We start from the raw sequence: 23,686 nt of genomic DNA on the forward strand, positions 1-23,686 counted from the left end.
AGCCATTTGTGAATCCTCCTTGGTAATTTTGTTTGTGGTGAACTTATTATACCTAAAGGGAGAGCATTTGGCTCTATTTATTTTTAATATTCAATTTACACCATTATACGGGCATAACCTGTTGAATCAAGTAATTAGCATCGATTTATATATATGATCTAATTTCTATGCATAACCCAGCTGTTATATTGATTTACCGGCATCGGCTTTTACATGGTGAAGATTTTTCGATGCTAAAATCTGCATTTTTATCTTGTCGCTGCGGTCATCTGACGTACATTCGGGATGGAGATCAGGATCGGATAGAGGATGCAGGAAATAACAAGTCCGCCGATGCCCTGGATGATGTTTGCCGGGATGCTGGCAGCAGCACCTGCACCGTAGATGAAGTATTCACATACGAAATATCCACCTGCAACAAGGATGATGTCTGCAACACCGCCGAGAACAACTGCAACGTAACGGCTCTTCTGAGTCTTGCCGACTTTCTGATACAGAAGTCCGGCTGCCAGTGCAACAAGTCCTTTGATCACGAAAGTGATCGGTACATAAACAAAATATCCACCAATCAGATCAGACAGAGCTGAACCGATACCGCCTGCAAGAAATCCCCATACAGGTCCGAGAATCACACCGGAAAGGATGACGATAGCATCACCCGGATGGATGTATCCGCCGGTTCCCGGAGTTGGGATACGGATGGACATGGTTGCTACACAGGAAAGTGCTGCAAATAAAGCAGCGAGGATTAATTTTTTCAGGTTGTTATTCATAGTAAAAGTGCCTCTTTTCTTTCAGTTCTTTACAGAACAATCTATAAAACAAAATTTTTCTTTCATATTGCTTCTATCGATATCCGTGTTTCGGATGCTCTTTATTTCATGCTGTCGCAGAAGATTTTTTCCATGCTTGCTTTAAGCGGAACGCCGAGTTTGGCAAGAGTTCCGTCCAATGCAGCAAAAACTTCACGAACATTGTAAAAATCAGCATTGTTTCCCATATGCCCAATGCGGATGACTTTGCCTGCAAGTACATCAAAAGAACCTGCAAGCATGATATTGTAATCCTTTTTGACACCATCGAGGATGGCGGCTGCAGTAGTTCCTTCCGGTACTTCAAATACGGTCACTGTGCTGGAAAATCCGCTCTTAAGATAAAGGTTCAGTCCTGCTTCGGTAATCGCCTTGCGGGAAGCCTCGGCAATCTTTTCATGTCGTGAGAGGATATCCGGGTCGGCGGCGATATTGTCGATCGCTGCGCGAAGTCCGTAGATATCACTGATCGGCATGGTGTACGGGAACCATTTTTCTTCATAATAATGTGCAAAAGTAGTCAGGTTTGCGTAGAAAGATGCAATTGGTGTCTTGCGTTCTGTCATGGCTTTCTTTGCATCGTCACTGATGACTACAAAAGTAAGTCCTGGAGGTGCGGAGACAACTTTCTGGGAACCACCGCACATGATGTCAATCTGCCAGTCGGAGATGCGCATCGGCTCACCGAAGGATGCAGATACGGAATCGACAACCGTCATGATGCCGTATTTCTTGAGTAACGGACAGATTGCGGAAATATCGTTCAGCATGCCGCTTGGTGTGTCGCCGTGAACAACGGTTGCATATTTGTAATCGTGATGTTCTTTGAGGAAGCTTTCAAGTTCCTGCACATCGAGAGTTTCACGGTAATCTCTGGAATAGAGTTCCGGACATCCTCCGTACATGGAAACAAAATCAGCAAATCCTTTGCCGTAGATACCGTTATCCAGTACGAGGACACGGTCGCCAGGTTCTGTCATGGAAGCACAGGCGGCCTCCAGACCGAGGATTCCCTCTCCGCCGAGAATGAGAGTTTCATTGTCGGTGTGGAGAAGGCGGCTGATCTCTTCACAGGTTTCTTTGTAAAATTCTACGAAGCTCTCATCGAGGTCAGGGTTTGTACATTCTCTGCTGCGGGCGAGACGCACGTTTTCGGCAACCTGCGTCGGGCCCGGTGTCATAATTTTATACATAAGATCAAGTCCTTTTTTATTATTTCTTTAAGCTGGTGTAACTGTTCAGTGCCTTCACAGTTACAAGCCAAAATGCATTCCATATCACCTTTGGCGCTGACATTTTGACTTGTGTGTCTCGGGATTTTGACATATACATGTCAGAACATCTCGCGGGATATTACTTAAATTTTCGTAAACCGACTCTTTTGGCTGCAACATTCAGCGGTGCGATTACGATAAGTGTGATGACTGCTGCAACACCGATCTGTACCAGGTTTCCGGGAATGGAAGTAACAGGTGAGAACGGGTTTCCGTAAATAACAACTTCTGCGATGTAGTATCCTACGACTTTGATCACACAGGCTGCTGCGATTGCAATCACATACCATTTGAAGTTCTGGTGTTTTTCGTCTTCAGTAAGTTTTCCTACAGTGAATCCCATCAGACCAACGATTACGAAAGTAAATGGAGCCCATAAAGTCCATCCGGAAAGCAGGTCAAACAGACCCATTCCAACACCGCCTGCGATCGCACCGGTCTTTTTACCAAAGATGATTGCGCCGATAAACAGCGGAACATTGCCGAGATGGATGAGTCCTCCGTTTGCTGCGATCGGAAGACGAACGTTGATGAATGCTGTAAAGATGTAAGTAAGTGCTACAAAGATTGCTGTCACAGTAAGAAACTGAACAGAAGAAGTAAATTCTCTGTCGTTTGCTGCTGTCTGTACATTTGTGTTTGCCATAATAATTGTTCCTTTCCCGGAAGGCAAGAGTACTTGATTTGTTACTGTACATTTTCTCTCAGTAACGGAAACTTACTTAACCTTCCTTTTAACTATGTTTTTGATTGGATATACTTTACAACAGAACTGTACATGAATAAAGAGGCAATTTAAAGAAAAAATAAAGGGACAGTTTGAGACGGGATTTCGGCATGGATGACCATATTAGGACTTGTGGTTGTTTAAGTCATCTATTTTCAGAGGGATTTTTGACCTGTTCAGTACTTGTTTTGACTGAGGCCATCCGGTTTCAACAGATTTATTGACTCCCTGAGCATTTAGTTCTGCTGAGACCATCTGTATGATTAGGAATTTGTGGGCTTTGTTTGAAGTTAGTGCTCTTAGAGTCATTCATAGTCCGCAGATTTGTGGACCTGCCAGAGACTTACTTTTTTACTGGTCATTTTTGGACTGAAAATTTGTTGGCCTAATTTGTGCTTACTTTCATCTAAGGCATTTGCAGTTTTATGCTGTGCTTGCTATTTAATAGTGCGGATGTTAAAATCAGGATTGGCAGAAAGAATATAAAAAAGCTTTAAAAATCGATTTAAAATAGAAAAATGAAGCAGTAGTAGTATAGATAGACGGGAGGAAAATCGTGAAAAAAATACTGTCCCCGATGGAAAAAATGCGATTTCCGGAAAGTGAGGAGCTTCCGGAGGGAGTGAAAGAAATCGAAGTAAAGGACACCTTCGGATACTGTACAGAACTTTATCCGGATGTGGAATATGCAGAGCACAGCGGAAAGAAACTGCACCTTCAGATCATGACACCGCTGGTCTACGGACAGGATCTGAAATGGCCGCTGATCGTATATGTGCAGGGATCTTCCTGGCATAAGCAGAAACTGTTCCAGAGCCTTCCGACACTGGTGCGGATGTGCGAAAGAGGATATGCCGTGGCGATCGTGGAGCACAGAGAAAGCGAACTCGCACCGTTTCCGGCCCAGGTAATAGACACCAAAGCAGCCATTCGTTTCCTGCGGATGAATGGAGCTCATTATGGGATTGATGCGGGTAAAGTGGTGCTCTGGGGCGATTCCAGCGGAGCACATACTGCTCTGATGGCGGGAATTACCGGAGATGCGGAATATCTTCCGGAAAAATATCCGCAGACAACGACAGAGGTAGACTGTATCATAGACTGGTTCGGACCTACCGATCTTATGGCGGCGTCGCAGTATCCGTCCGCGATCGATCATGATTCCGCAGACAGTCCGTCAGGAGTATTGATCGGTGGAAAAGCACTTCACGATCATCCAGAGGATGCTTACCCGGCAAATCCCGTGATACATCTGCGCCGTAATCGTAAGACACCGCCAATTCTTATTATGCATGGAGGCAGCGACCCGCTGGTCCCGTTTAATCAGTCCTGCATTTTATATGAGGCTTTGAAACGGATGGATAAGGAAGTGGAATTTGTCAAGCTTAAGAACGCCGGACATGGATGGGGCGGCTTTATGAGTGAGACAGCATTAGATATAGTAGAAGAATTTATAAAGAAAAAATTTTTATAATACAGAGACAGGGAGAATGATATGGAACAGGAAACACAGACACCACACAAACGAAGAGTACGATACAAGGGGAAATATCCACGCAAATTTGAGGAGAAATATAAAGAACTGAATCCGGAGAAATACAAAGACACGATCGAGCATGTCATCAGCAAAGGGAACACGCCTGCGGGAATGCACATTTCCATCATGGTAAATGAAATTCTTGATTTCCTCAAGATCCAGCCAGGTGAGACCGGATTTGATGCGACACTTGGATATGGCGGTCACACCAAAGCGATGATGGAATGCCTTCATGGTGAGGGACATATGTACGCGACGGATGTAGATCCGGAAGAATCAGCAAAAACCCGCAAACGTCTTGCAGATCAGGGATTTGGTGAGGATATCCTGACAGTGAAACTTCAGAATTTTTGTACGATTGATGAGATCGCGAAGGAAGCAGGAGGTTTTGACTTCATTCTTGCTGACCTTGGGGTATCTTCCATGCAGATCGACAACCCGAAGCGAGGCTTTTCTTTCCGTGCAGACGGGCCGCTGGATCTTCGCCTGAATCAGGAAAAGGGAATCAGCGCAGCCGAGCGACTGGACAAGATCAGCCGCGATGAGCTTGCAGGAATGTTGTATGAGAATTCCGACGAGCCGTACTGCGAAGAGATCGCCAAAGCCATCACCGATGAGATTCGCAAGGGAAACCGTGTGGATACTACCACGAAATTACGCGAGATCATAGAGAAAACCTTGGACTTCCTTCCGGAAAAAGAAAAGAAAGATACCATCCGTAAGACCTGCCAGCGAGTTTTCCAGGCACTGCGAATCGATGTGAACCGTGAGTTCGAAGTTCTCTATGAATTTATGGAAAAACTTCCGGATGCCCTCAAACCAGGCGGACGCGTGGCAATCCTGACTTTCCACTCCGGCGAGGACAAACTGGTCAAAAAAGCCCTCAAAGCCGGATACAAAGCAGGAATCTATTCCGATTATGCCAAAGATGTCATCCGTCCATCCGCCCAGGAATGCGCCCAGAACGGCCGCGCCCGCTCCACAAAGATGCGCTGGGCGATAAAAGCAGAATAGTTTTTCTATTATAAACAGCTGTGAAAACATTTTTTTATGAGTGTTTTCATGGCTGTTTTGCTGATTTCTGAAGAAATGATTATAAAAATTTAGAAAAGCGTACAAAAATGTAATAAAAAATGTTGGAAAAGCGTACAAAAACAAACCAAAAACTATTGGAAAAGCGGAAAATGTATATTGTATAAATAAAAAAATGTGACATACTAAAGAAAAAGCTGTCAGGAGGATGGAGACTTATGGAGTTATATCGTGCGATTGAAGAGGATATAGACAGTTTCTTTATGTCCAACAGGAAAGAAGCACTTCTGATTACCGGAGCAAGACAGGTAGGAAAAACATTTATTATCAGAAAATGTGCAAAGAAACATTTTGAATATGTGATTGAAATTAACTTCATAGAGAGACCAGATGCTATCAAGCTGTTTGAGAATGCCAGAAGCAGCGAAGATATCTTGCTGCGTATATCTGCATTTACCGATGTGCCGTTAGTTCCGGGAAAAACTCTTATTTTCTTTGACGAAGTACAGGAATGTAAGGAAATTGTGACAGCAGTAAAATTTCTTGTGGAGGACGGAAAATATCGGTATATATTAAGTGGCTTTCTTCTGGGAGTAGAATTAAAAGATATACGGTCAGTACCTGTAGGTTATATGACGATGATGGAAATGTATCCATTGAATTTCTTTGAATTCTGTCGTGCAAATAAAGTGTCTCAGAGAATATTTGATATGTTGGAGATGTGCTGGAACGAAAAAAAGGCGATCGATCAGATTGTTCATGAGAAACTCTTAGACTTGTTTCATTTATATTTGATCGTAGGCGGGATGCCGGCAGTGGTCGAAGGATATTTGCGAACCAAAAATCTGCAGGAAGTATTCCGGCTTCAAAAGGGAATTCTGCAATTATACAAAAAAGATATTGCCAAATATGATCCTCAGAATAAATTATATCTGGAAGAGATTTTTAATCTTATTCCAAGTGAGTTGAATAGCAAGAATAAAAGATTTATATTAAAAAATCTGAATGAGAATTTTCGATTTTCCAGATATGAACATAGCTTCATATGGCTAAAAGAAGCAGGAGTTGCTTTGCCGGTATATTGTGTTCAGGAGCCAGAAGTACCGTTGCTTTTGTCAAAAGCGACAAACCTGTTTAAACTCTTTTTATCTGATGTCGGTTTGCTTGCGGCGATGTATGCAGATGGTTTGCAGATAAAGATCTTGAATAAAGAAAAAGATATCAATTTTGGTTCGATATATGAAAATGCGATTGCACAGGAATTGAAGATGCAGGGTTTTGAACTGTATTACTTCAACAGCAAGAAACAGGGAGAACTGGATTTTGTAATTGAATACAAGGGAAATGTGCTTCCTATAGAAGTAAAATCAGGAAAAAGCTATACAAGGCACAATGCATTGGATAATGTCATGTCAACGCCGCGATATCACATAGAACAGGCTATTGTTTTTTGCAACGAAAATATTCATGAAAAGAATAAAATAGTTTACATGCCGGTATATATGGCGGGGATGTTGAAAAAAGAAACAAAAGAGGATTATATTTATTCATTGGATCTTGGAATTTTGCAGTGAAAAACAGTAGCGGATCTATTAGAAATCCATAAAAAATGAAGATTCTGTGAAATGCTTTTCGAAAGCATTGACAGCGAAGAGAATAATTATTACAATCAACCTATCATAAAAGTATGTTAAATGAGACTGTTACAGTAGAACTAAAATTTATTGTAACAGTCTTTTGTTTTGCTGCTATGGAGTAGTTTATTCAGATTGAGGCGTCATTGTAAATGAAGATGGCAGTAATACTTTTGCAGAAAGGAAACAAATCATGAAACATGAGAAACTATATGTCAGTGGAATGACCTGTATCAACTGCCAGACAAAAATAGCATCTGTGTTGAACGATCGTGATGAAATTACAGGAGTTTCGGTCAGCTATGAAACCGGCACGGCAGAATTTTCCTATGATCCGTCGAAGATTTCTCTGGAGCAGATTGTAACAATGATAGGTGACTTAGGCTACGAGGCATCCACGCAGAGCACTTCCAAAAAGAAAGTCATACTGAGGGCTGTGCGGGAAATCGCGATCATTGCGGTACTGTTTTTCCTACTGCAGAGATGCGGGATTCTGAACCGGCTTGTGCCGAATTCTCTGGCGGACAGCGAGATGGGGTATGGGATGTTGTTTGCAATCGGACTGATCACTTCCGTTCATTGTATTGCCATGTGTGGCGGAATCAACTTGTCCCAGACATTACAGAAAGATACGTCGACAGAAATCTCAAAGGCCATGTTCCGCAATACGCTGGAATATAACATCGGACGTGTGGTTTCCTATACAGCGATCGGCGGTGTGCTTGGAGCAGTCGGAGCTTTGGCAGGAATCGGCGGTAGTTTACAGACATCCACACTTTTCCAGGGAATCCTTAAATTATTCGCAGGGATTATCATGGTAGTCATGGGCGTAAATATGCTTGGGATTTTTCCAGGACTTAGAAGGATGACGATACACATTCCAAACTTCAATAAAAACACAAAACAAAAATCAGGCAGAAAGCCAAGAACTCCATTTTTTGTCGGATTCTGCAACGGCTTTATGCCATGTGGCCCGCTGCAATCCATGCAAGTCGTTGCCCTGGCATCTGGAAATCCGCTGACAGGAGCATTGTCCATGCTCTGTTTCAGCCTGGGAACTGTTCCGTTGATGCTTGGATTCGGTTCCGCAGTATCCATGCTGGGAAAACGATTCACAAGGCAGGTCCTGAAAGCCGGTGCAATCCTGGTAGTGGTCATGGGACTCTCTATGATGGTGCAGGGCGGTACATTATCAGGTCTGAACAGTAAAGTTACAGGAACACTTATGGCAGAAAACACAAACGCAGATTCAAAGGTAGAAGTAGATGGAAACAGTTCAGGTTCCACAACAGAAAATGAGACTATAAGTAAAGGGACTGCGGATATAGGAAAAGCAACAGATACAACTACAGCATCAGCAGACACATCAGCAAATACAGAAGAGACACAGTACATCACCAGTACTTTGCAGCCTGGCAGGAGCTATCCGGAAATCACGGTCAAAGCAGGCGAGCCTGTAAAGTGGACGATCGAGGCTCCGGAGGGAAGTGTCAACGGATGTAATTATAAAATCATCCAGCAGGATCTGGGAATAGAATATGCTTTTGATGAGGGTGAAAATGTAATCGAATTCACACCGGAAAAAGCAGGAACTTACACCTACACCTGCTGGATGGGAATGATCACAGGAAAGATTTATGTAGAAAGTTGAGGAAGAAACAATGAAAAAATTTATGATAACAACAGCAATGGCAGTTATGTTAATGACAACAGCGACAGCATATGGAAATATCAAAAACGTAATGGCAGCAACTTCTGATACAAAAAATATGGAAGATAAAAAATCAGAAAAATCAACAGCAAAAACAACTGGAGATAAGGCAGAGAAAATAGAAACAAAAACCACAGATGATAACAAAACAGAGAAAAAAGCATCAAAAGCAACCGACGATAAAGAAGATAAAAAAGAAACAACCAAAATAGAAAAAGGCGACAGTCTGGTCATAAAAACAGATGACTTATCCGAAGATGCAGCGTTTTATCCAATCGAAGTGGACGGAACAGAGATGGAAGTAATCGCGGTAAAAGATGCAGAAGGAATCATCCGCACCGCGTTCAATACCTGCCAGATCTGCTATGATTCCGGCAATGGCTATTACAAGCAGGAAGGCGACAAGCTGGTCTGCCAGAACTGTGGTAATTCCTTTACGATGGATCAGGTCGGAGAAACAGCAGGAGGATGCAATCCATATCCGATCCTGGATGATGACAAAACAGTAACAGAGGATGAAATACAGATTTCCTATGATTTCCTGAAAGAATCCTCAGATATTTTTGCAAACTGGAAAAGAAAATAGATATGTAAGTGGCTGTGCTCTGAATTAAACCATACTTTTTCTGTACATTTTTGTGGAGAAATGGTATATTCATCGACAAAATGCATTTTTTATGATAGAATGAAACAATCGTATAGATGAATGAAATATATGTGAGAAGTATGGAAGTTGCAGGAAAACAATAGTACAGCTATCTGGGAAAGAAGCAGTTCAGACATATACGTCAGACTGTTTCTTTTTTTATAATCAAAAATTATTTTTAAAATGTATTTGAGGAAAATACATTTAGAGGTCAGGAGTATGAAAGAGATACAAGCCAAAGTTATAAGTGCCATCAGTAATGCATTTTCATCAATGTATTATATTGATCTGAGAGACAATACGATCCAGGCATTTGCTATCCTATATGAAAAACTTGTACGGTCAATACGGCACTTCATGAGGAAATGACGGTTTCGGAAGCTTTGAGTCAGGAATATCACAGTCTGTTCAAAATTGAGGGAGATCCTTCTGAATATTCCGAGCAATGCCCTGAAATACACACCGGAAGGTGGCACGGCCACAATGGAGCTTAGAGAACTATTTTTTCTTCTGGCTGAATTAATAAGATAAGAAAGGCGGCAACATGGAAAAAAGACATCATCTAAAGTTCAGTATCGCATTTTTTCTGTTAGTTGGGATATTGTTCATTTCAATCTATACTTTTATTCTGCAGAGCAATTACAGAAAAAGCGCAATGGAAGCAGCTATGGACAGAAATAAAACCTGTTCAGATGCAATCCACAAACTGGTATCAAACAAATTCACAAGAGATGACTTTGAAAATATCACAAAATCAGAAGACATGCAGACAGAGCGTTACAGAGAACTGCAGCAGAGCCTGAATGAAATCCGGTCATTGAATTCTACCCGTTACCTTTATACAGCAAAGCGAGGGGATGATGGCAGGATTATCTATCTGATTGACGGACTGGATTTAGATGCAGATGATTTTGCTTATCCGGGGACCTATGTTGAAGAGGAGGTCGTTCCATATATTGAGGATGCATTAAAGGGAAAGACCACTTTTTCACAGAACATTCTGGATACCACATGGGGCCATATTTTTACAGCCTGTTATCCCGTAATAGCATCTGATGGAAGTGATGACATTATAGGTGCTCTCTGTATGGAAATTGATATGGAAGATACATATGTGGTTGTTGAAAAAAACAGAGTGACAACTGTGGCGGCAGCATACGTTGCGGTTGCAATTCTGTTTTTGCTGGGAATCGTGACTTATTTTGCATTACACAGATTTAATGAAAAGGAAGTTGAGAGGCAGGAACTTCTGCAGAGGGCAGCAGAAGCATCGGAAGCTGCGAATAAAGCAAAATCTGCATTTTTGTTTAATATGAGTCATGATATTCGAACACCGATGAATGCGATCCTTGGTTATACAGAACTTGCGGACAGAAATCTGAACGATTCTGAAAAGATAAAAGACTATCATGCGAAAATCAGGATCTGTGGGCAGAAAATGCTGGCTATTCTGGATAACGTGCTTGAATTATCACGAATAGAAAATGGAAAAGTGATCATTGAAGAAAGTGCGTTTAAAGCAGGGGAAGTTCTTGAAGACTGTCTGCTTATGGTACAGTCAGAGATCGACCGAAAACATCAGACACTGATTGTTCAGAAAGAAATTTTACATCCGTATATTTATCTGGATACAACTCGTGTTACAGAAATTATTTTGAACCTGCTCAGCAATGCAAGCAAATATACAGGCGAAGGCGGGCAGATACAGTGCACGATTCGACAGACGGAGAATTCGAAAGAAGGCTGGGTAAATCAGGAGCTTCTGGTAACAGATAATGGAATCGGAATGTCTGAAGAATTTCAGCAGCATATTTATGAGTCTTTTGCAAGAGAGCGAACTTCAACGATCAGTGGCATTGAAGGCACTGGACTTGGAATGGGAATCGTGAAGAATCTTGTTGAACTTATGGATGGAAGCATTGAAGTAACGAGCAAACTGGGAGAAGGCTCTACATTTAAAGTCTGTATACCATGCAGGATTGCATGCTACGAAGATACGCAGCCAAAGAGGGCAGATATATATACGGAAAAAAGGAAACTGCCTGGAAAGAGACTGCTTCTGGCAGAAGATAATGACCTGAATGCAGAAATTGCGATGGAATTGCTTTCGGAGGAAAAAATGATTGTCGACCGTGTAACGAACGGAGTGGAATGTGTGGAGAAGATAGAAAAAGAAGCCGCCGGCTATTATTCACTGATCCTTATGGATATTCAGATGCCTGTTCTGGATGGTTACAGGGCAACAGAAAAAATCAGGAAGCTGAATGATCCAGCGAAGGCGGGCATTCCGATCATTGCAATGACGGCAAATGCTTTTGCCGAGGACAAAAAGAAAGCTCTTGATATCGGAATGAACGATCATGTGGCAAAACCGATCGATATGAATGTATTGATCAAAGTTCTGGAAAAATATGTATAGACAGAGGGGATATCTGAACAATATGGAAGCAAAAAAAAGAAAGAACAGAATCGGGATGAAATTATACAGGTATCTCTGTTTTGTTGCAGGTCTTGTATTAGTTTGTGCGCTGATACCGATACCGGTAGCAGCAGAAACAGAAACTGTCCAGGTAGGATGGTATGAGGATTCTTATAATATCAGTGGCAGGAATGGTGAACGAAGCGGGTATGGTTATGAATATCAGCAGTCAGTGGCGGCTTATACAGGATGGACTTATGAATATGTAAATGCCGGATGGTCTGAACTTCTGGAAATGATGAAAAACGGAGAGCTCGATCTGATGAGCGGTGTTTCCTACACAGAAGAACGTGCCGAAAGTATGCTGTTTTCAGAACTGCCAATGGGAGAAGAACGATATTATCTGTATGCGGATCTTGCAAATACGGATATTTCTGCTTCTGACCTGAAATCATTAAATGGTAAGAGAGTGGGACTGTTGGATGGAAGTATCCATGCGACACAGTTCTATGAGTGGGAAGATGAACATGAGCTGAAATTAGAGCATGTACCGATCATTGGATTGGAGGATGCCGTAAATAAACTTCAAAATCATGAGATTGACTGCGTTGTTTCTGCTGAGACACCGCAACTGGTGGAAATCGGAATGTCTGCAATCTTTACGATCGGCGGTTCAGATATCTATTTCGTTATCAATAAAAAACGGCCGGATCTGAAAGAAGAACTGGATAACGCGATGCGTAAGATGCAGAATGACAAACCTTTTTATGCGGATGAGCTTTATCAGAGGTATCTTTCCGCAGTGTCGACATCCGTTCTTTCCAGCGATGAACAGGACTGGCTTTCACAGCATGGTGCAATCCGGATTGGATATCTGAAGCAGGATTCCGGTGTCAGCAGTCTGGATTTCCAGAGTGGCGAGATAACAGGGATACTTAATGATTATATTCAGTTTGCAGCAGACTGCCTGGATAACCAGACGCTGGAATTTGAGCTGACGGGCTTTGATTCGCAGGAAGAACAGATTCAGGCGTTGAAAGATGGCAGCATTGATATGATCTTTCATTTCAGTCAGACACCGTATGCTGCGGAGCAAAATGGGTTTATTCTGTCAAATACGGTCTGGTCAGACAATGTGGCAGCAGTTACTGTGAAGGATTATTTTGATGAAAATACCGAAAACACCGTGGCAGTAGAAAAAGATAATTTCTTATTGAAATGGTATCTTTCTTATAACTATCCGAACTGGAATACAGTCGAATGCGATACCCTGAAAGATGCTGAAAAAACGGTGAAAGATGGAAAGGCAGATTGTCTGCTGGCAGGTTTCGGACAGTTAACAAAGTATATTGAGGACAGTAAATTTCATTGTGTTTACCTGACACAGCCCGATAATGCGGCGTTTGCAGTTACTCAGGAAAATACAGTCCTGATGTCAGTTCTTGAAAAAACACTGAAAACGATGCCATCATCCATGCTTACCGGTGCATTGTCCATGTATGAGAATACTTTGAAAAAAGTTACACTGGCAGATTTCATAAAGGAAAATATCCTGATAGTTGCAGCGATATTTATTTCTGTTTTTCTGATCGTCCTGTTGATCGTCATCGGATCATTACGGAAATCAAGAGCGGCAGAGACGAAGGCAAAGCAGGCTGCCAGCCGGTCTATGGAACTGAATGAGAAACTGAAAGAAAGTCATCAGGAATTAGAGGTGGCTCTGCTGCGGGCAGAAAGCGCGAATTCTGCGAAAACCACATTCCTGAATAATATGTCTCATGATATCCGCACACCGATGAATGCAATCATAGGATTTACATCTCTGGCAGCTTCACATATAGATAATAAAGACAAAGTGAAAGAATATCTTTCCAAGATTTCCACATCAAGTGAACATCTGCTGTCACTGATCAATGATATTCTGGATATGAGCAGGATTGAGAGCGGCAAAGTAAAAATCAGTGAGAATCCGCTGCACCTTCCAGATCTTCTTCATGACATCCGGACGATCGTACAACCGAATATTGCTTCCAAGCAGCTTGATTTTCTGATTGACACGGTAGATGTAAGAGATGAAGATATCATTGCAGATAAGCTGAGGCTGACACAGATCCTGTTGAATATTCTGAGCAATGGTATTAAATTTAATAAAATTGGCGGAACGATTGCGATCAGAGTCAAACAGTTGAAAGCTGCGCCGACAGGATATGGAAGCTATCAGTTCATTATCCGGGATACCGGAATCGGAATGAAACCAGAATTTCAGAAACATATCTTTGAATCTTTTTCAAGAGAAGAAACGTCTACAGTAAGTGGAATTCAGGGAACCGGGCTTGGTATGGCGATCACCAAGAATATTGTGGATATGATGGGTGGTACGATCACGGTCAGAAGTGAAGAGGGAAAAGGCAGTGAATTTATCGTCAGCCTGACTTTTAAACTGAGTGGCGAGAAAAAATCATATGAGAAGGTGGAACATCTTCAGGGACTCAAGGTACTGGTTGCAGATGATGATACAGATACCTGCCTCAGTATTTCCAGTATGCTGACAGAAATAGGCATGCGCTCGGAATGGACGGTTTCAGGCAAAGAAGCGGTTATCCGTGCAAAACATTCCATGGAGATCGGTGATGAATTTTATGCCTATATCATTGACTGGATGATGCCGGATATGAATGGAATCGAAACAGTGAGACGCATCAGGAGAGTTATCGGAGACAGCAGACCGATCATCATACTGACTGCATATGACTGGTCTGATGTGGAAGCGGAGGCAAGAGAAGCCGGTGTAACGGCGTTTTGTGAAAAACCGTTGTTTATGTCTCAGCTACGTGATCTGCTGTCGAATCCTGTTCCAAAAGAATCTGCTCCGAAAGAAAATGTATTTGTCCACAGCGGAAAGAAAATCCTTCTGGCAGAGGACAACGAGCTGAATCAGGAAATCGCACAGACTATTCTGGAAGATGCGGGTTTTGTAGTTGATACAGTGAATAATGGTATGCTGGCAGTTGAAAAAATAGAACTGGCAGATTCTGGACAGTATGACCTGATCCTTATGGATATTCAGATGCCGATTATGAACGGATATGAAGCTTCAAAGCGAATCCGGGCATTAAAAAATCCGGAAAAAGCAGCTATACCGATCGTCGCAATGACTGCAAACGCATTTGAGGAAGACAGAGAGAAGTCATATGAAGCCGGAATGAATGGACACCTGGCAAAACCTGTCAGTGTGGATAATCTGATGAATATGATCAATAAAGTTATGAAGTAACAGCGATAACGAAAAAACGTTGTATGTATCAGAAAAAATACTTGCAATTCCGAATGATGTCATATAAAATTAGCAAGCTAAGAATAAATTATGGGCAAAGCAGTCGAAAGACTGTGACGCAAAGCTATAGGGCCTTTAAAATGGCAGCCAGTTGCAGAACATAAAAGCAAGGGGATACTATAGTCTTTTTTATAGTATCTCTTTTTTGTGCACAGACAAAATATGTGCAGACATAGCTGCGGAACAGAGACTGTGATTTTGCCGTGAGAAGAGGATATATGAAAAAAATAAAGTTAAAAATGTATAAGGGCAGTTGCTTTCTGTTGTGTCTGTTTTTGCTTTTGACATTATTTCCGGTTTCTGTAACAGCGAAGTCTGATTCCAAAGTTGTCAGGGTAGGATGGTATGAGGGAACGTATAATACCACGGGTTCGAATGGTGAACTCAGCGGTTACAGTTATGAATATCAGCAGACAGTGGCGGCTTATACCGGATGGACTTACGAGTATGTAAGGGCAAGTTGGTCAGAGCTCCTGGAAATGCTGGAAAACGGTGAGATCGATCTGATGGGCGGCGTTTCCTATACGCGGGAGCGCGCCGACAATATGTTGTATTCGGAACTTCCGATGGGCGAGGACAGATATTATCTGTATGCGGATGTTTCAAATACAGATATTTCAGCTTCTGATCTGACAACGCTGAATGGTAAGCGCATCGGTATGCTGAAAGAAGCTCTTTCAACTACACGTTTCTGCGAATGGGAAGAAAAACATGGATTGTATACACAGCATGTGGATATTACCGGTGCGGAGGATGTCCATCAGAAACTGGCAGACAAAGAGATAGATGGTTTTGTCCTGAATGAATCTCCACAGTGGGAGAAGGAAAATCTTGCAACGATCACTGTGGTCGGTGACTCGGACAACTATTTTGTTATCAACAAAAACCGTCCGGACCTGAAAGTGGATATAGACAATGCCATGCGCCAGATCGAGCATGACAAACCATTTTATATGGACGATCTTTACAAAAAATATCTTTCTGCCCAGACATTTGAAGTTCTTACGGATGAAGAACAGAGCTGGATCGAGCAGCATGGGGCGATCCGGGTCGGATATCTCAGAAGTGATGCAGGTGTCAGCCTGACTGACACAGAAAACAGCGAACCTGTTGGAATTATCAATGACTATATTGATTATGCATCTGACTGCCTGGGAAATCAGACACTAAAATTCGAAAGCACAGGATTTGACTCACAGGATGAACTTCTCCAGGCACTGAAAGATGACAAAATCGACATGATCTTTCATGTGAATCAGAATCCTTATGAAGCAGAACAGAATGGAATCGTTTTGTCGAATACGGTTTTTGAAGTGAATGTAGCGGCACTTTCCGCGAAGGAGTATTTTGATGAAAATGCAGAAAACACAGTTGCGGTAAGCAAAGGCAATCTTTTGTCAAAATGGTATATTTCCTATAATTATCCTCAGTGGAAAATCATTGAATATGATTCCTCGTCAGATGTAGAAAAAGCAGTGCAGAATGGAGAGGCAGACTGTTTTATTGCCAAAGCAGGGCAGTCATCCAAACTCATGGAAAATAATAAAGTCCGCAGTGTTTTTCTGACAAAACTGAGTTATTCTTCTTTTGGCGTCAACAGAAATCATACAGAGATGCTGGCTGTCCTGAATAAAACACTGAAAACCCTGCCATACTCAAAACTTTCCGGTGCTTTTTCCATGTATGAAAATGCACCACAGAAAGTAACTCTGATGGAGTTTGTAAAAGATAATCTGCTTGTGGTTTCTGTAGGGTTTGGAGGCACCTTCCTGATTATTTTGTCAGTGATCCTTTATCTGTTCAGAAAGACAAGAAAAGCTCTGCAGCAGGCAGAAATCGCGAATGCAGCAAAAACCAATTTCCTGTTCAATATGTCGCACGATATCCGTACCCCGATGAATGCGCTTCTGGGATACAATGAGCTGATGAAAAAAGGGCTGACAGATCCGAAACTTCTGGACTACCAGGAAAAGATCGCACAGTCAGGAAATCTTCTCCTGTCGATCATCAACAACGTCCTGGACATGGCTCGCATTGAGAGTGGCAAAGTGGAACTGGATGAGAGTTATGCGAGGGTTACAGATATCCTGGAAAAAATAAACGGTGTGTTTGAAGTGGAAGCAGAGAAAAAAGATATCTGTTATACCCATGAAATAGATGTGGAACACCAGCATATCATGTGTGACGTTACCAAGGTACAGGAAATCTTTGTAAATCTTATCAGCAATGCGGTGAAATACACACCGGATGGCGGGAAAGTGTCTGTGAAACTGAAAGAAGTACCGGGTGACAAAAAGGGAATTGTCTATATCAGAACTGAGATCACAGATACTGGTATCGGAATGAGTCAGGAATTCCTTCCGTTGTTATTTGAGGCTTTTGCCCGTGAACGGAATACAACCGCCGGGAAGATTCCGGGAACCGGTCTTGGAATGCCGATCGTAAAGAAATATGTGGAGATGATGGGTGGAACGATCGATGTCGAAAGTGAACTGGGGAAAGGAACGAAATTTACAGTGATCCTTCCGTTCAAGATCGCCGGCAGGATCTATTATGAGCAGGCAGAAGAAAAAAATGCCGCTGCAAACAGAAAGAAAATGATTCAGGGAAAACATATTTTGCTGGCAGAAGACAACGACTTAAATGCGGAAATCGCAATAACGATTCTGGAAGACATGGGACTTATTGTCGAGCGTGTGGAAGATGGAATCAAATGTGTTGCCAGGATCGAACAGGAACCGGCAGGAAGTTTTGACATGATATTCATGGACATCCAGATGCCGAATATGGACGGCTACAAGGCAACAGAACTGATCCGGGGTCTGTCAGACAAAGAAAAAGCCGATATTCCGATCATTGCAATGACTGCAAATGCATTCGAAGAAGACAGGAGGATGGCTCTCGCCAAAGGAATGAATGAGCATATTGCCAAGCCGATCGAGGTGGAGCGGGTGGAAGAAGTTTTACTTTCTGTCCTTAAGTGAAATATGTTAGAATATAGAAAAATCTGACAGGCGGAAGGTAGAAAAATATGGAACTGCGTGTACTGAGATATTTTTTGATGGCGGCAAGAGAAGAGAATATGACGAAAGCGGCGGAACTTTTACACGTAACGCAGCCAACGCTTTCCAGGCAGATCATGCAGCTTGAGGAGGAACTTGGCTGTAAGTTATTTCGACGCAGCAATCACAGCATTTATCTGACGGAAGAAGGAATGCTGCTTCGGAAGCGTGCGCAGGATATGATCGCGTTGGAAGAGCGGACGGCGAGGGAGTTTCGGAATCTTCAGGAAGAGATCGCCGGCGAGATCACGATCGGAAGCGGAGAGACACGGGGCGTTTCGGAGATCACTGAGGTGATAGCAAGGTTCCAGAAGGAATTTCCCATGGTGAGGTATGAGATATATACAGCAAATGCAGACGACATCAAGGAACGTCTGGACCGTGGACTGGTGGATTTCGGACTTCTCATGGAACCGGTCGACATCTCAAAATATAATTTTCTTCGCCTGAAACAGAAGGAGCGGTGGGGAATCGTTGTGCGGGACGATTCTCCACTTGCCGGTAAAGAGCGGGTAACGGCAGAAGACCTGCTCAGTGTGCCGGTTATTTCTGTAAAAAGGACTCTTGTCAAGAAAGAACTGGAAGGCTGGTTTGGAGAACTGTATGATCAGGTGCAGATCGCGGCAATCTACAATCTGGTCAACAACGGAATCGAGATGGTCAGAAGCGGGATCGGAGCGCTGCTTTGTTTCCCGATCCGAACCCTCGATCCAGGACTTCAGTTTATTCCACTTTATCCGCAGGTCGAAACAGGTTCCGTGCTGGTATGGCGCAAAAATCAGGTGCTGTCCCAGACCGCGTACCGGTTTCTGGAGGAGTTCAAGAAATGCACCGCAGGCATATCTGACAATAAAAATTGAGCATTAGACATAATAGATATAGAACGATAAAATAGTAGATGTGAACAGTATATAAAAGCATCTGCTATTTTTTTATACAAATATTTGTACAGGTGGAAGATATGACAAAAAAAGAAGCAAGTGAGAAATATCAGATCCCGGAAGAAATTCTGGATGAGTATGAGAAATGGAATCTCTGTGGTGAAGTAAAGAAAGTTATGGGTGTGTGGCAGTACGATGATACAGATCTGGACCGCCTGGGAATGATTATGACACTTCATGATGTTGGATTTGAGAATGAGGAAATTGAGCAATATATGAGACTATACCTGAAAGGAGATGAGACGGCAGCAAAGAGAATGAGAATTTTGAAACAAAAAAGAGATGCAACGTTGGATGAAATTCATTTTCAGGAAAAAAAGTTGGAATATCTGGATTATCTCAGATATAAGACCAGAAACGCGAATGATCAGGGAGGTAAGAATTTATGAGAAAAGCAATCGCAGCAGGAGCAGTAGCAGCAATGGTGATGACACTTGTATGTGGAAGTCCGATACAGAATGTATGGGCAGCAGCCGATACGAAGACAGAGACAAAAACAGAGTTAAATGACAGCGGTATATTGATCGCGTATTATTCAGCAACAGGAAATACAAAGTCAGCAGCGGAAATGATCGCAAAAGAAACTGGTGGAGAACTGCTGGAACTGCAGCCTGTAAAAGAATATACAGATGCAGACCTGAACTATAATGATGACAGCAGTCGTGTATGCCAGGAATATGCGGACGAATCACTGAGAGACGTTGAACTGAAAGAGGACACCGTAGAGAACTGGGAGGACATTCAGACGGTCTACATTGGTTATCCTAAAATGGAGTATAGTTTATAGTAGTGTATAGCGTGTATCAAGTTATAATTATGAGGTTGAAAACTACGGTATACACAGATGATGCAGAAAAATGTGTATTACGTTTATATAGAGAATGACATAGAAAAGGAGATGCTGAAAATGAAGAAACACATAAGTTGGATGCTACTTGCCGTTTGTATATTAGCAGGAGTTTTATTGACAGGATGCGGATCGAATAAATCAGATAATCAGAGCAGTGAAACCGCACAGAATACAGAGACTGAACAGGAGAGTTCAGAAAAAGAAAATTCAGATGAAGCAGAAACAACAGTAGCAGTGACAGAGGCGGTAGCAACCGAAGCATCTGAACAGGATAGCACAGAAGAAAACAGTAAAGTGCTGGTTGTATATTATTCTGCAACAGGAAATACAAAAGCAGTAGCAAATTATATTGCAGATGCTACAGGTGGCGATTTATTTGAGCTTGAGCCTGTAGAGCCTTATACAGATGACGATCTGGACTGGACCAATGACGACAGCCGTGTATCTCGTGAACATGACGATGAGAGTTTAAGAGATGTAGAGCTGGTTTCTACAACAGTTGATAATTTCGGTGAGTACACGGAGATTGTCCTCTGTTACCCCATCTGGTGGTCAGTTTCAGCGTGGCCAGTAAACCAGTTTGTTAAAAGTAATGATTTTACAGGAAAAACGATAATTCCTGTATGTACATCAGCTTCCTCTGGAATTGGAGACAGCGGAAAACTCTTAGAGGAAATGGCAGGAACCGGAGACTGGCAGGAAGGAAAGAGATTTTCTTCTAATGCATCAGAAGAAGAGGTTCAGGACTGGGTAAAAAGTTTGAATCTGAACTAAATGTAAAGAATGCTATGAGCAGCAGGAACAACGATAAAAAGTCGAGATTCCTGCTGCTTTTCTAATATTTGGCAACAATAGGCTGGTTGCACAGTATCTGCCCGGTCATTTCAGTAGATCTGCTGAATAGCTTTCTCCCGGAAGTGTGGTATAGTCTTGTGCTTGGAACAGAAAAACTACACAGAAGGGAGAAAACAATATGACAGTACAGCCAGATATCATCTGGAACGAGCAATGTCTGGGGATACGGATAGGAGAACAGGTATGTATCTATCTGAAAAAGCATGATGCGGAATACCAGAGACTGCAAAAGAAAATACTGGAATTTACAGAGAAGTATCCAGTGATAGAAACATTTATGGAGACGAATCAGGCAATCAGTCTAACGGAAGAAGAGCATAAGGCAGTGCATCGATATTTTCAACTGGAGAGTGAAAAGGAAATGATAGAAGAACAGTACCATTTTTATATGGGACAGGCTCAAATGATCTCTTATGGAGCGATGCTTGGAAAAATTAAAAAAGCAATACTGGGAAAGGATGATGGTGACACACAGAAACTGCTGGAGTTGTTGATGGATACCTGGATTGATGAGGTAGAAGAACAGCTGAAAGAAAATACAGTGTACCAGGGAATGCTGGAAAAAATATCAAAATATGAAGAACAGGTTCAGACAATGGGATTATCAAAAGAAAAGCGAAAAACGATAGACGCATATGTTACTGTAGTCAGTGAGAGATGGATATTATATGCGGAATCTTTATATCAGGCCGGTATGCAGAAAATCTTAGAACTACTGAATCTGTAATAAGGACGGATAAAATGGGGAAGCACGAAAGGAACTTCCCCATTTGTCACTTCTATTCGTCTTTGCCATCAATGAGAAATATGTATGAAACCTGAAAGATTTCAGCAATGGCTTTTAATTCAAGATCAGTGACATAACGCTTGTTTGTTTCGATTCTGGTGATTACATTTTTATCCATATCGTAACCAGCTAACTGGAGTTTATAGGCAAGATCACGCTGAGACATATTGTGAGTCCTGCGAAGCTCAATCAACCGTTGGCTGATCAGATTCTTCTCACCAGATTGTGTCCTTGGCTTTGGCATTTTAAATCTCTTCCTCTCTGGTAAAAGGATGGCTTGTCTCACTTTTTGCACCATCTGTATTGATTTTAACGATTGGACAAGGTAGAATCGGTTGTAAAAGTGAGACAAAAGCAGAAGAGAAGGGAGAAATGTATGGAGCAGGCAAAGATAGAACAGCTTGCATTTTTATATCTATGCAGCGAGCATGATAAAAGTTTATTGCTGAAGAAAGAAAAAATGCCATTAGCTGATTTTGACAGGTTGACGTATTTGATTTATCATCTGGGTTTTAAAGAATACCATATAAAAGTATGGATGGAATTTGCCGGAGATTTCAAAAAGGAATGGGATTGTCTGGAAGCTCTTCAGGAAACAGGTGGGGGAGTTGGAAACATAGATATTACAGAATCAGAAGTCAGACTCCATGAGATGTGGATTCAGGATTTTTGCGAAAATGCACCAATGGAAACCAGAGAATGGATTCAAGAATTGGATTAAGAAATGTAAATAAAAATATACTCTAACTCATTTTTATGGTATCATTATTGGTAGAATTTATGAAATTTGTTTTTGAGGAAACTTGTAATCATTGTGAAGTGATAAGAGATAAGTATAAAAGGAGCATATTGATATGAAGAATAGGCGAAAGTTTTCTATTTTTATAAGTTCTACCTATGAAGATCTTAAAAAGGAAAGACAAGCATTGGTAGGTGTGGCACTAGAGAATAATTTTATTCCAGTAGGAATGGAGCAATTTCATGCTGCGCCTACAAGTCAATGGAATGTTATAACAAAAATGATTGATGAGTGTGATTTTTATCTTCTTGTTATTGGTGCTAGATATGGATCAATTGATGAAGAAACTGGTATAAGCTATACGGAGAAAGAATACAATTATGCAAAAACTAAAGGATTACCAGTACTTGTATTGATTAAGCAACCTTCGGCTATTTCTGAAAGTGAAAAGGATACTGGAAATGATAAGTATGATAAAATGAAGAAACTGGATGAGTTTAGAGAAAAAGTCAAAAATGATAAAAATACAGTTGATTTTTTCACAGATTTAAATAGTTTAAAATATGTGGCATCACCGACGTTTAGGAACGCCGTTAACTATGTTGATGATAACGCTGGATGGGTTCGATATCGAGATATAGTGGATATAATTAATGAAGAGGCAGAAGGACGGAATAAGGCAAATACTGAACTTGGAGAACATCAACAGAAGATGCTAGATGATATGAAAGAGATGTTTTCTCAATTCTATAGTAGACTCACTGACCTAGAGAATAATCAGTTAACCTTGAAAGAAATTCCTACCGCAACAAGTGAAGATATCAAAAAATTGTTCCAGGTTGAAGATAATACGTTAATTATTAGAAATCCAGAAGAAAATAAATCAGTTGTAGGGCTAGATGATGTTGGAAACATTCCAGTGGACTCGGCGTTTTTATTAGTGTATGCGGCTGACGGTGATGGCCAAATATTAAAGATACGGACACTTGGTTCGCCTACTCAGATTTTTACATCAGGTAAACAGTTTATGGCTGATAATTCAAAAAGAGAATCTGCTAGATGGGAAGAGGCTTTAGACAGACTTATAGAATGGGGCTGGGTTAAAGCTGTAGGGTATAAAGGTGAAATATTTGAATTGACCGGAACAGGTTATAGCAAAGCTGATTGGTTAAAGAACAATATGGCGATAGATACTTCAAAAGAACCGCTTGATGAGTTAAAAGAGTTTGAAGATTAATAAATAGGATTAAACTAATACAGTTATGTGTATTTATTTGTAAATATGCATAGCTGTATTTTTTATTACAGGCAGGACTCTTCGGGGTT

At 41.6% G+C, this 23,686-nt stretch carries 19 protein-coding genes and 1 riboswitch; of the genes, 15 read left to right on the forward strand and 4 right to left on the reverse strand.

What is annotated here, in order from left to right; all coding sequences use genetic code 11:
- Window positions 1–248: 248 nt before the first annotated feature.
- The 3 genes from KQI91_RS07855 to KQI91_RS07865 all read right to left on the reverse strand — a co-directional run bounded on the left by KQI91_RS07855 (window position 249) and on the right by KQI91_RS07865 (window position 2,732).
- The gene (locus KQI91_RS07855; protein ID WP_216392297.1) at window positions 249–773 is read right to left on the reverse strand and encodes an ECF transporter S component; all 525 of its coding nucleotides are present in this window, start codon (window positions 771–773) and stop codon (window positions 249–251) included.
- Window positions 774–874: 101 nt separating this feature from the next.
- A complete protein-coding gene (locus tag KQI91_RS07860; protein WP_216392298.1) occupies window positions 875–2,005 on the reverse strand; it encodes a pyridoxal-phosphate-dependent aminotransferase family protein in 1,131 nt (376 codons plus the stop codon).
- A gap of 160 nt (window positions 2,006–2,165) precedes the next feature.
- Entirely contained in the window at window positions 2,166–2,732 is a 567-nt protein-coding gene (locus KQI91_RS07865; RefSeq protein WP_216392299.1) for an ECF transporter S component, read from the reverse strand.
- Between the two features lie 637 nt (window positions 2,733–3,369).
- Here KQI91_RS07865 and KQI91_RS07870 point away from each other — a divergent pair.
- The 13 genes from KQI91_RS07870 to KQI91_RS07930 all read left to right on the forward strand — a co-directional run bounded on the left by KQI91_RS07870 (window position 3,370) and on the right by KQI91_RS07930 (window position 21,561).
- Entirely contained in the window at window positions 3,370–4,287 is a 918-nt protein-coding gene (locus tag KQI91_RS07870; protein ID WP_330654488.1) for an alpha/beta hydrolase, read from the forward strand.
- A 21-nt stretch (window positions 4,288–4,308) separates the two neighbouring features.
- Window positions 4,309–5,364: a 16S rRNA (cytosine(1402)-N(4))-methyltransferase RsmH gene (gene rsmH / locus KQI91_RS07875; protein WP_216392300.1), complete on the forward strand. Its 1,056-nt coding sequence runs from the start codon at window positions 4,309–4,311 to the stop codon at window positions 5,362–5,364.
- A gap of 236 nt (window positions 5,365–5,600) precedes the next feature.
- A complete protein-coding gene (locus tag KQI91_RS07880; RefSeq protein ID WP_216392301.1) occupies window positions 5,601–6,956 on the forward strand; it encodes an ATP-binding protein in 1,356 nt (451 codons plus the stop codon).
- A gap of 253 nt (window positions 6,957–7,209) precedes the next feature.
- Complete coding sequence (locus tag KQI91_RS07885) at window positions 7,210–8,667, forward strand: urease accessory protein UreH domain-containing protein (RefSeq protein WP_216392302.1); 1,458 nt, start codon at window positions 7,210–7,212, stop codon at window positions 8,665–8,667.
- Between the two features lie 10 nt (window positions 8,668–8,677).
- On the forward strand, window positions 8,678–9,313 hold the full coding sequence (locus KQI91_RS07890) for a DUF2318 domain-containing protein (protein WP_253288444.1): 636 nt from the start codon (window positions 8,678–8,680) through the stop codon (window positions 9,311–9,313).
- Between the two features lie 727 nt (window positions 9,314–10,040).
- Window positions 10,041–11,792 carry a hybrid sensor histidine kinase/response regulator gene (locus tag KQI91_RS07895; protein ID WP_253288446.1) on the forward strand — a complete coding sequence of 584 codons (1,752 nt, stop codon included), beginning with the start codon at window positions 10,041–10,043 and terminating at the stop codon, window positions 11,790–11,792.
- Window positions 11,793–11,814: 22 nt separating this feature from the next.
- Window positions 11,815–15,066 carry a response regulator gene (locus KQI91_RS07900; protein ID WP_253288448.1) on the forward strand — a complete coding sequence of 1,084 codons (3,252 nt, stop codon included), beginning with the start codon at window positions 11,815–11,817 and terminating at the stop codon, window positions 15,064–15,066.
- Window positions 15,067–15,149: 83 nt separating this feature from the next.
- Window positions 15,150–15,225: riboswitch (cyclic di-GMP riboswitch) on the forward strand.
- A gap of 119 nt (window positions 15,226–15,344) precedes the next feature.
- Window positions 15,345–18,110: an ATP-binding protein gene (locus KQI91_RS07905; RefSeq protein WP_216392304.1), complete on the forward strand. Its 2,766-nt coding sequence runs from the start codon at window positions 15,345–15,347 to the stop codon at window positions 18,108–18,110.
- A 47-nt stretch (window positions 18,111–18,157) separates the two neighbouring features.
- Window positions 18,158–19,048 carry a LysR family transcriptional regulator gene (locus tag KQI91_RS07910; RefSeq protein WP_216392305.1) on the forward strand — a complete coding sequence of 297 codons (891 nt, stop codon included), beginning with the start codon at window positions 18,158–18,160 and terminating at the stop codon, window positions 19,046–19,048.
- A gap of 101 nt (window positions 19,049–19,149) precedes the next feature.
- Window positions 19,150–19,518 (forward strand): MerR family transcriptional regulator, encoded by a 369-nt coding sequence (locus tag KQI91_RS07915; RefSeq protein ID WP_216392306.1) that lies wholly within the window; start codon window positions 19,150–19,152, stop codon window positions 19,516–19,518.
- Complete coding sequence (locus tag KQI91_RS07920) at window positions 19,515–19,916, forward strand: flavodoxin (protein WP_216392307.1); 402 nt, start codon at window positions 19,515–19,517, stop codon at window positions 19,914–19,916. The genes KQI91_RS07915 and KQI91_RS07920 overlap by 4 nt, the downstream gene beginning before the upstream one ends.
- Before the next feature lie 120 nt (window positions 19,917–20,036).
- Window positions 20,037–20,753 (forward strand): flavodoxin, encoded by a 717-nt coding sequence (locus KQI91_RS07925; protein WP_216392308.1) that lies wholly within the window; start codon window positions 20,037–20,039, stop codon window positions 20,751–20,753.
- 199 nt (window positions 20,754–20,952) lie between these two features.
- The gene (locus KQI91_RS07930; protein WP_216392309.1) at window positions 20,953–21,561 is read left to right on the forward strand and encodes a DUF6664 family protein; all 609 of its coding nucleotides are present in this window, start codon (window positions 20,953–20,955) and stop codon (window positions 21,559–21,561) included.
- Between the two features lie 52 nt (window positions 21,562–21,613).
- Here KQI91_RS07930 and KQI91_RS07935 read toward each other — a convergent pair whose 3' ends face one another.
- Window positions 21,614–21,865, reverse strand: coding sequence for a helix-turn-helix domain-containing protein (locus KQI91_RS07935; RefSeq protein ID WP_019162211.1), 252 nt, complete (start codon window positions 21,863–21,865; stop codon window positions 21,614–21,616).
- Window positions 21,866–21,997: 132 nt separating this feature from the next.
- Between KQI91_RS07935 and KQI91_RS07940 the strand changes: the two genes are divergently transcribed.
- Both KQI91_RS07940 and KQI91_RS07945 read left to right on the forward strand, forming a co-directional pair.
- The gene (locus tag KQI91_RS07940; RefSeq protein WP_216392310.1) at window positions 21,998–22,342 is read left to right on the forward strand and encodes a hypothetical protein; all 345 of its coding nucleotides are present in this window, start codon (window positions 21,998–22,000) and stop codon (window positions 22,340–22,342) included.
- 133 nt (window positions 22,343–22,475) lie between these two features.
- A complete protein-coding gene (locus KQI91_RS07945) occupies window positions 22,476–23,597 on the forward strand; it encodes a DUF4062 domain-containing protein (RefSeq protein ID WP_216392311.1) in 1,122 nt (373 codons plus the stop codon).
- Window positions 23,598–23,686: the final 89 nt, after the last annotated feature.

This window comes from Blautia sp. MSJ-19, from assembly GCF_018918125.1.
Lineage (GTDB): Bacteria > Bacillota > Clostridia > Lachnospirales > Lachnospiraceae > Blautia_A.

Bases quoted from the DNA above. Each gene is read 5' to 3' on its own strand.
- KQI91_RS07855 (WP_216392297.1), bottom strand. From the start codon at position 773: ATGAATAACAACCTGAAAAAATTAATCCTCGCTGCTTTATTTGCAGCA.
- KQI91_RS07890 (WP_253288444.1), top strand. From the start codon at position 8,678: ATGAAAAAATTTATGATAACAACAGCAATGGCAGTTATGTTAATGACA.
- KQI91_RS07920 (WP_216392307.1), top strand. From the start codon at position 19,515: ATGAGAAAAGCAATCGCAGCAGGAGCAGTAGCAGCAATGGTGATGACA.
- KQI91_RS07930 (WP_216392309.1), top strand. From the start codon at position 20,953: ATGACAGTACAGCCAGATATCATCTGGAACGAGCAATGTCTGGGGATA.
- KQI91_RS07860 (WP_216392298.1), bottom strand. From the start codon at position 2,005: ATGTATAAAATTATGACACCGGGCCCGACGCAGGTTGCCGAAAACGTG.
- KQI91_RS07935 (WP_019162211.1), bottom strand. From the start codon at position 21,865: ATGCCAAAGCCAAGGACACAATCTGGTGAGAAGAATCTGATCAGCCAA.
- KQI91_RS07865 (WP_216392299.1), bottom strand. From the start codon at position 2,732: ATGGCAAACACAAATGTACAGACAGCAGCAAACGACAGAGAATTTACT.
- KQI91_RS07895 (WP_253288446.1), top strand. From the start codon at position 10,041: ATGGACAGAAATAAAACCTGTTCAGATGCAATCCACAAACTGGTATCA.
- KQI91_RS07900 (WP_253288448.1), top strand. From the start codon at position 11,815: ATGGAAGCAAAAAAAAGAAAGAACAGAATCGGGATGAAATTATACAGG.
- KQI91_RS07910 (WP_216392305.1), top strand. From the start codon at position 18,158: ATGGAACTGCGTGTACTGAGATATTTTTTGATGGCGGCAAGAGAAGAG.
- rsmH (WP_216392300.1), top strand. From the start codon at position 4,309: ATGGAACAGGAAACACAGACACCACACAAACGAAGAGTACGATACAAG.
- KQI91_RS07885 (WP_216392302.1), top strand. From the start codon at position 7,210: ATGAAACATGAGAAACTATATGTCAGTGGAATGACCTGTATCAACTGC.
- KQI91_RS07940 (WP_216392310.1), top strand. From the start codon at position 21,998: ATGGAGCAGGCAAAGATAGAACAGCTTGCATTTTTATATCTATGCAGC.
- KQI91_RS07905 (WP_216392304.1), top strand. From the start codon at position 15,345: ATGAAAAAAATAAAGTTAAAAATGTATAAGGGCAGTTGCTTTCTGTTG.
- KQI91_RS07915 (WP_216392306.1), top strand. From the start codon at position 19,150: ATGACAAAAAAAGAAGCAAGTGAGAAATATCAGATCCCGGAAGAAATT.
- KQI91_RS07925 (WP_216392308.1), top strand. From the start codon at position 20,037: ATGAAGAAACACATAAGTTGGATGCTACTTGCCGTTTGTATATTAGCA.
- KQI91_RS07945 (WP_216392311.1), top strand. From the start codon at position 22,476: ATGAAGAATAGGCGAAAGTTTTCTATTTTTATAAGTTCTACCTATGAA.
- KQI91_RS07880 (WP_216392301.1), top strand. From the start codon at position 5,601: ATGGAGTTATATCGTGCGATTGAAGAGGATATAGACAGTTTCTTTATG.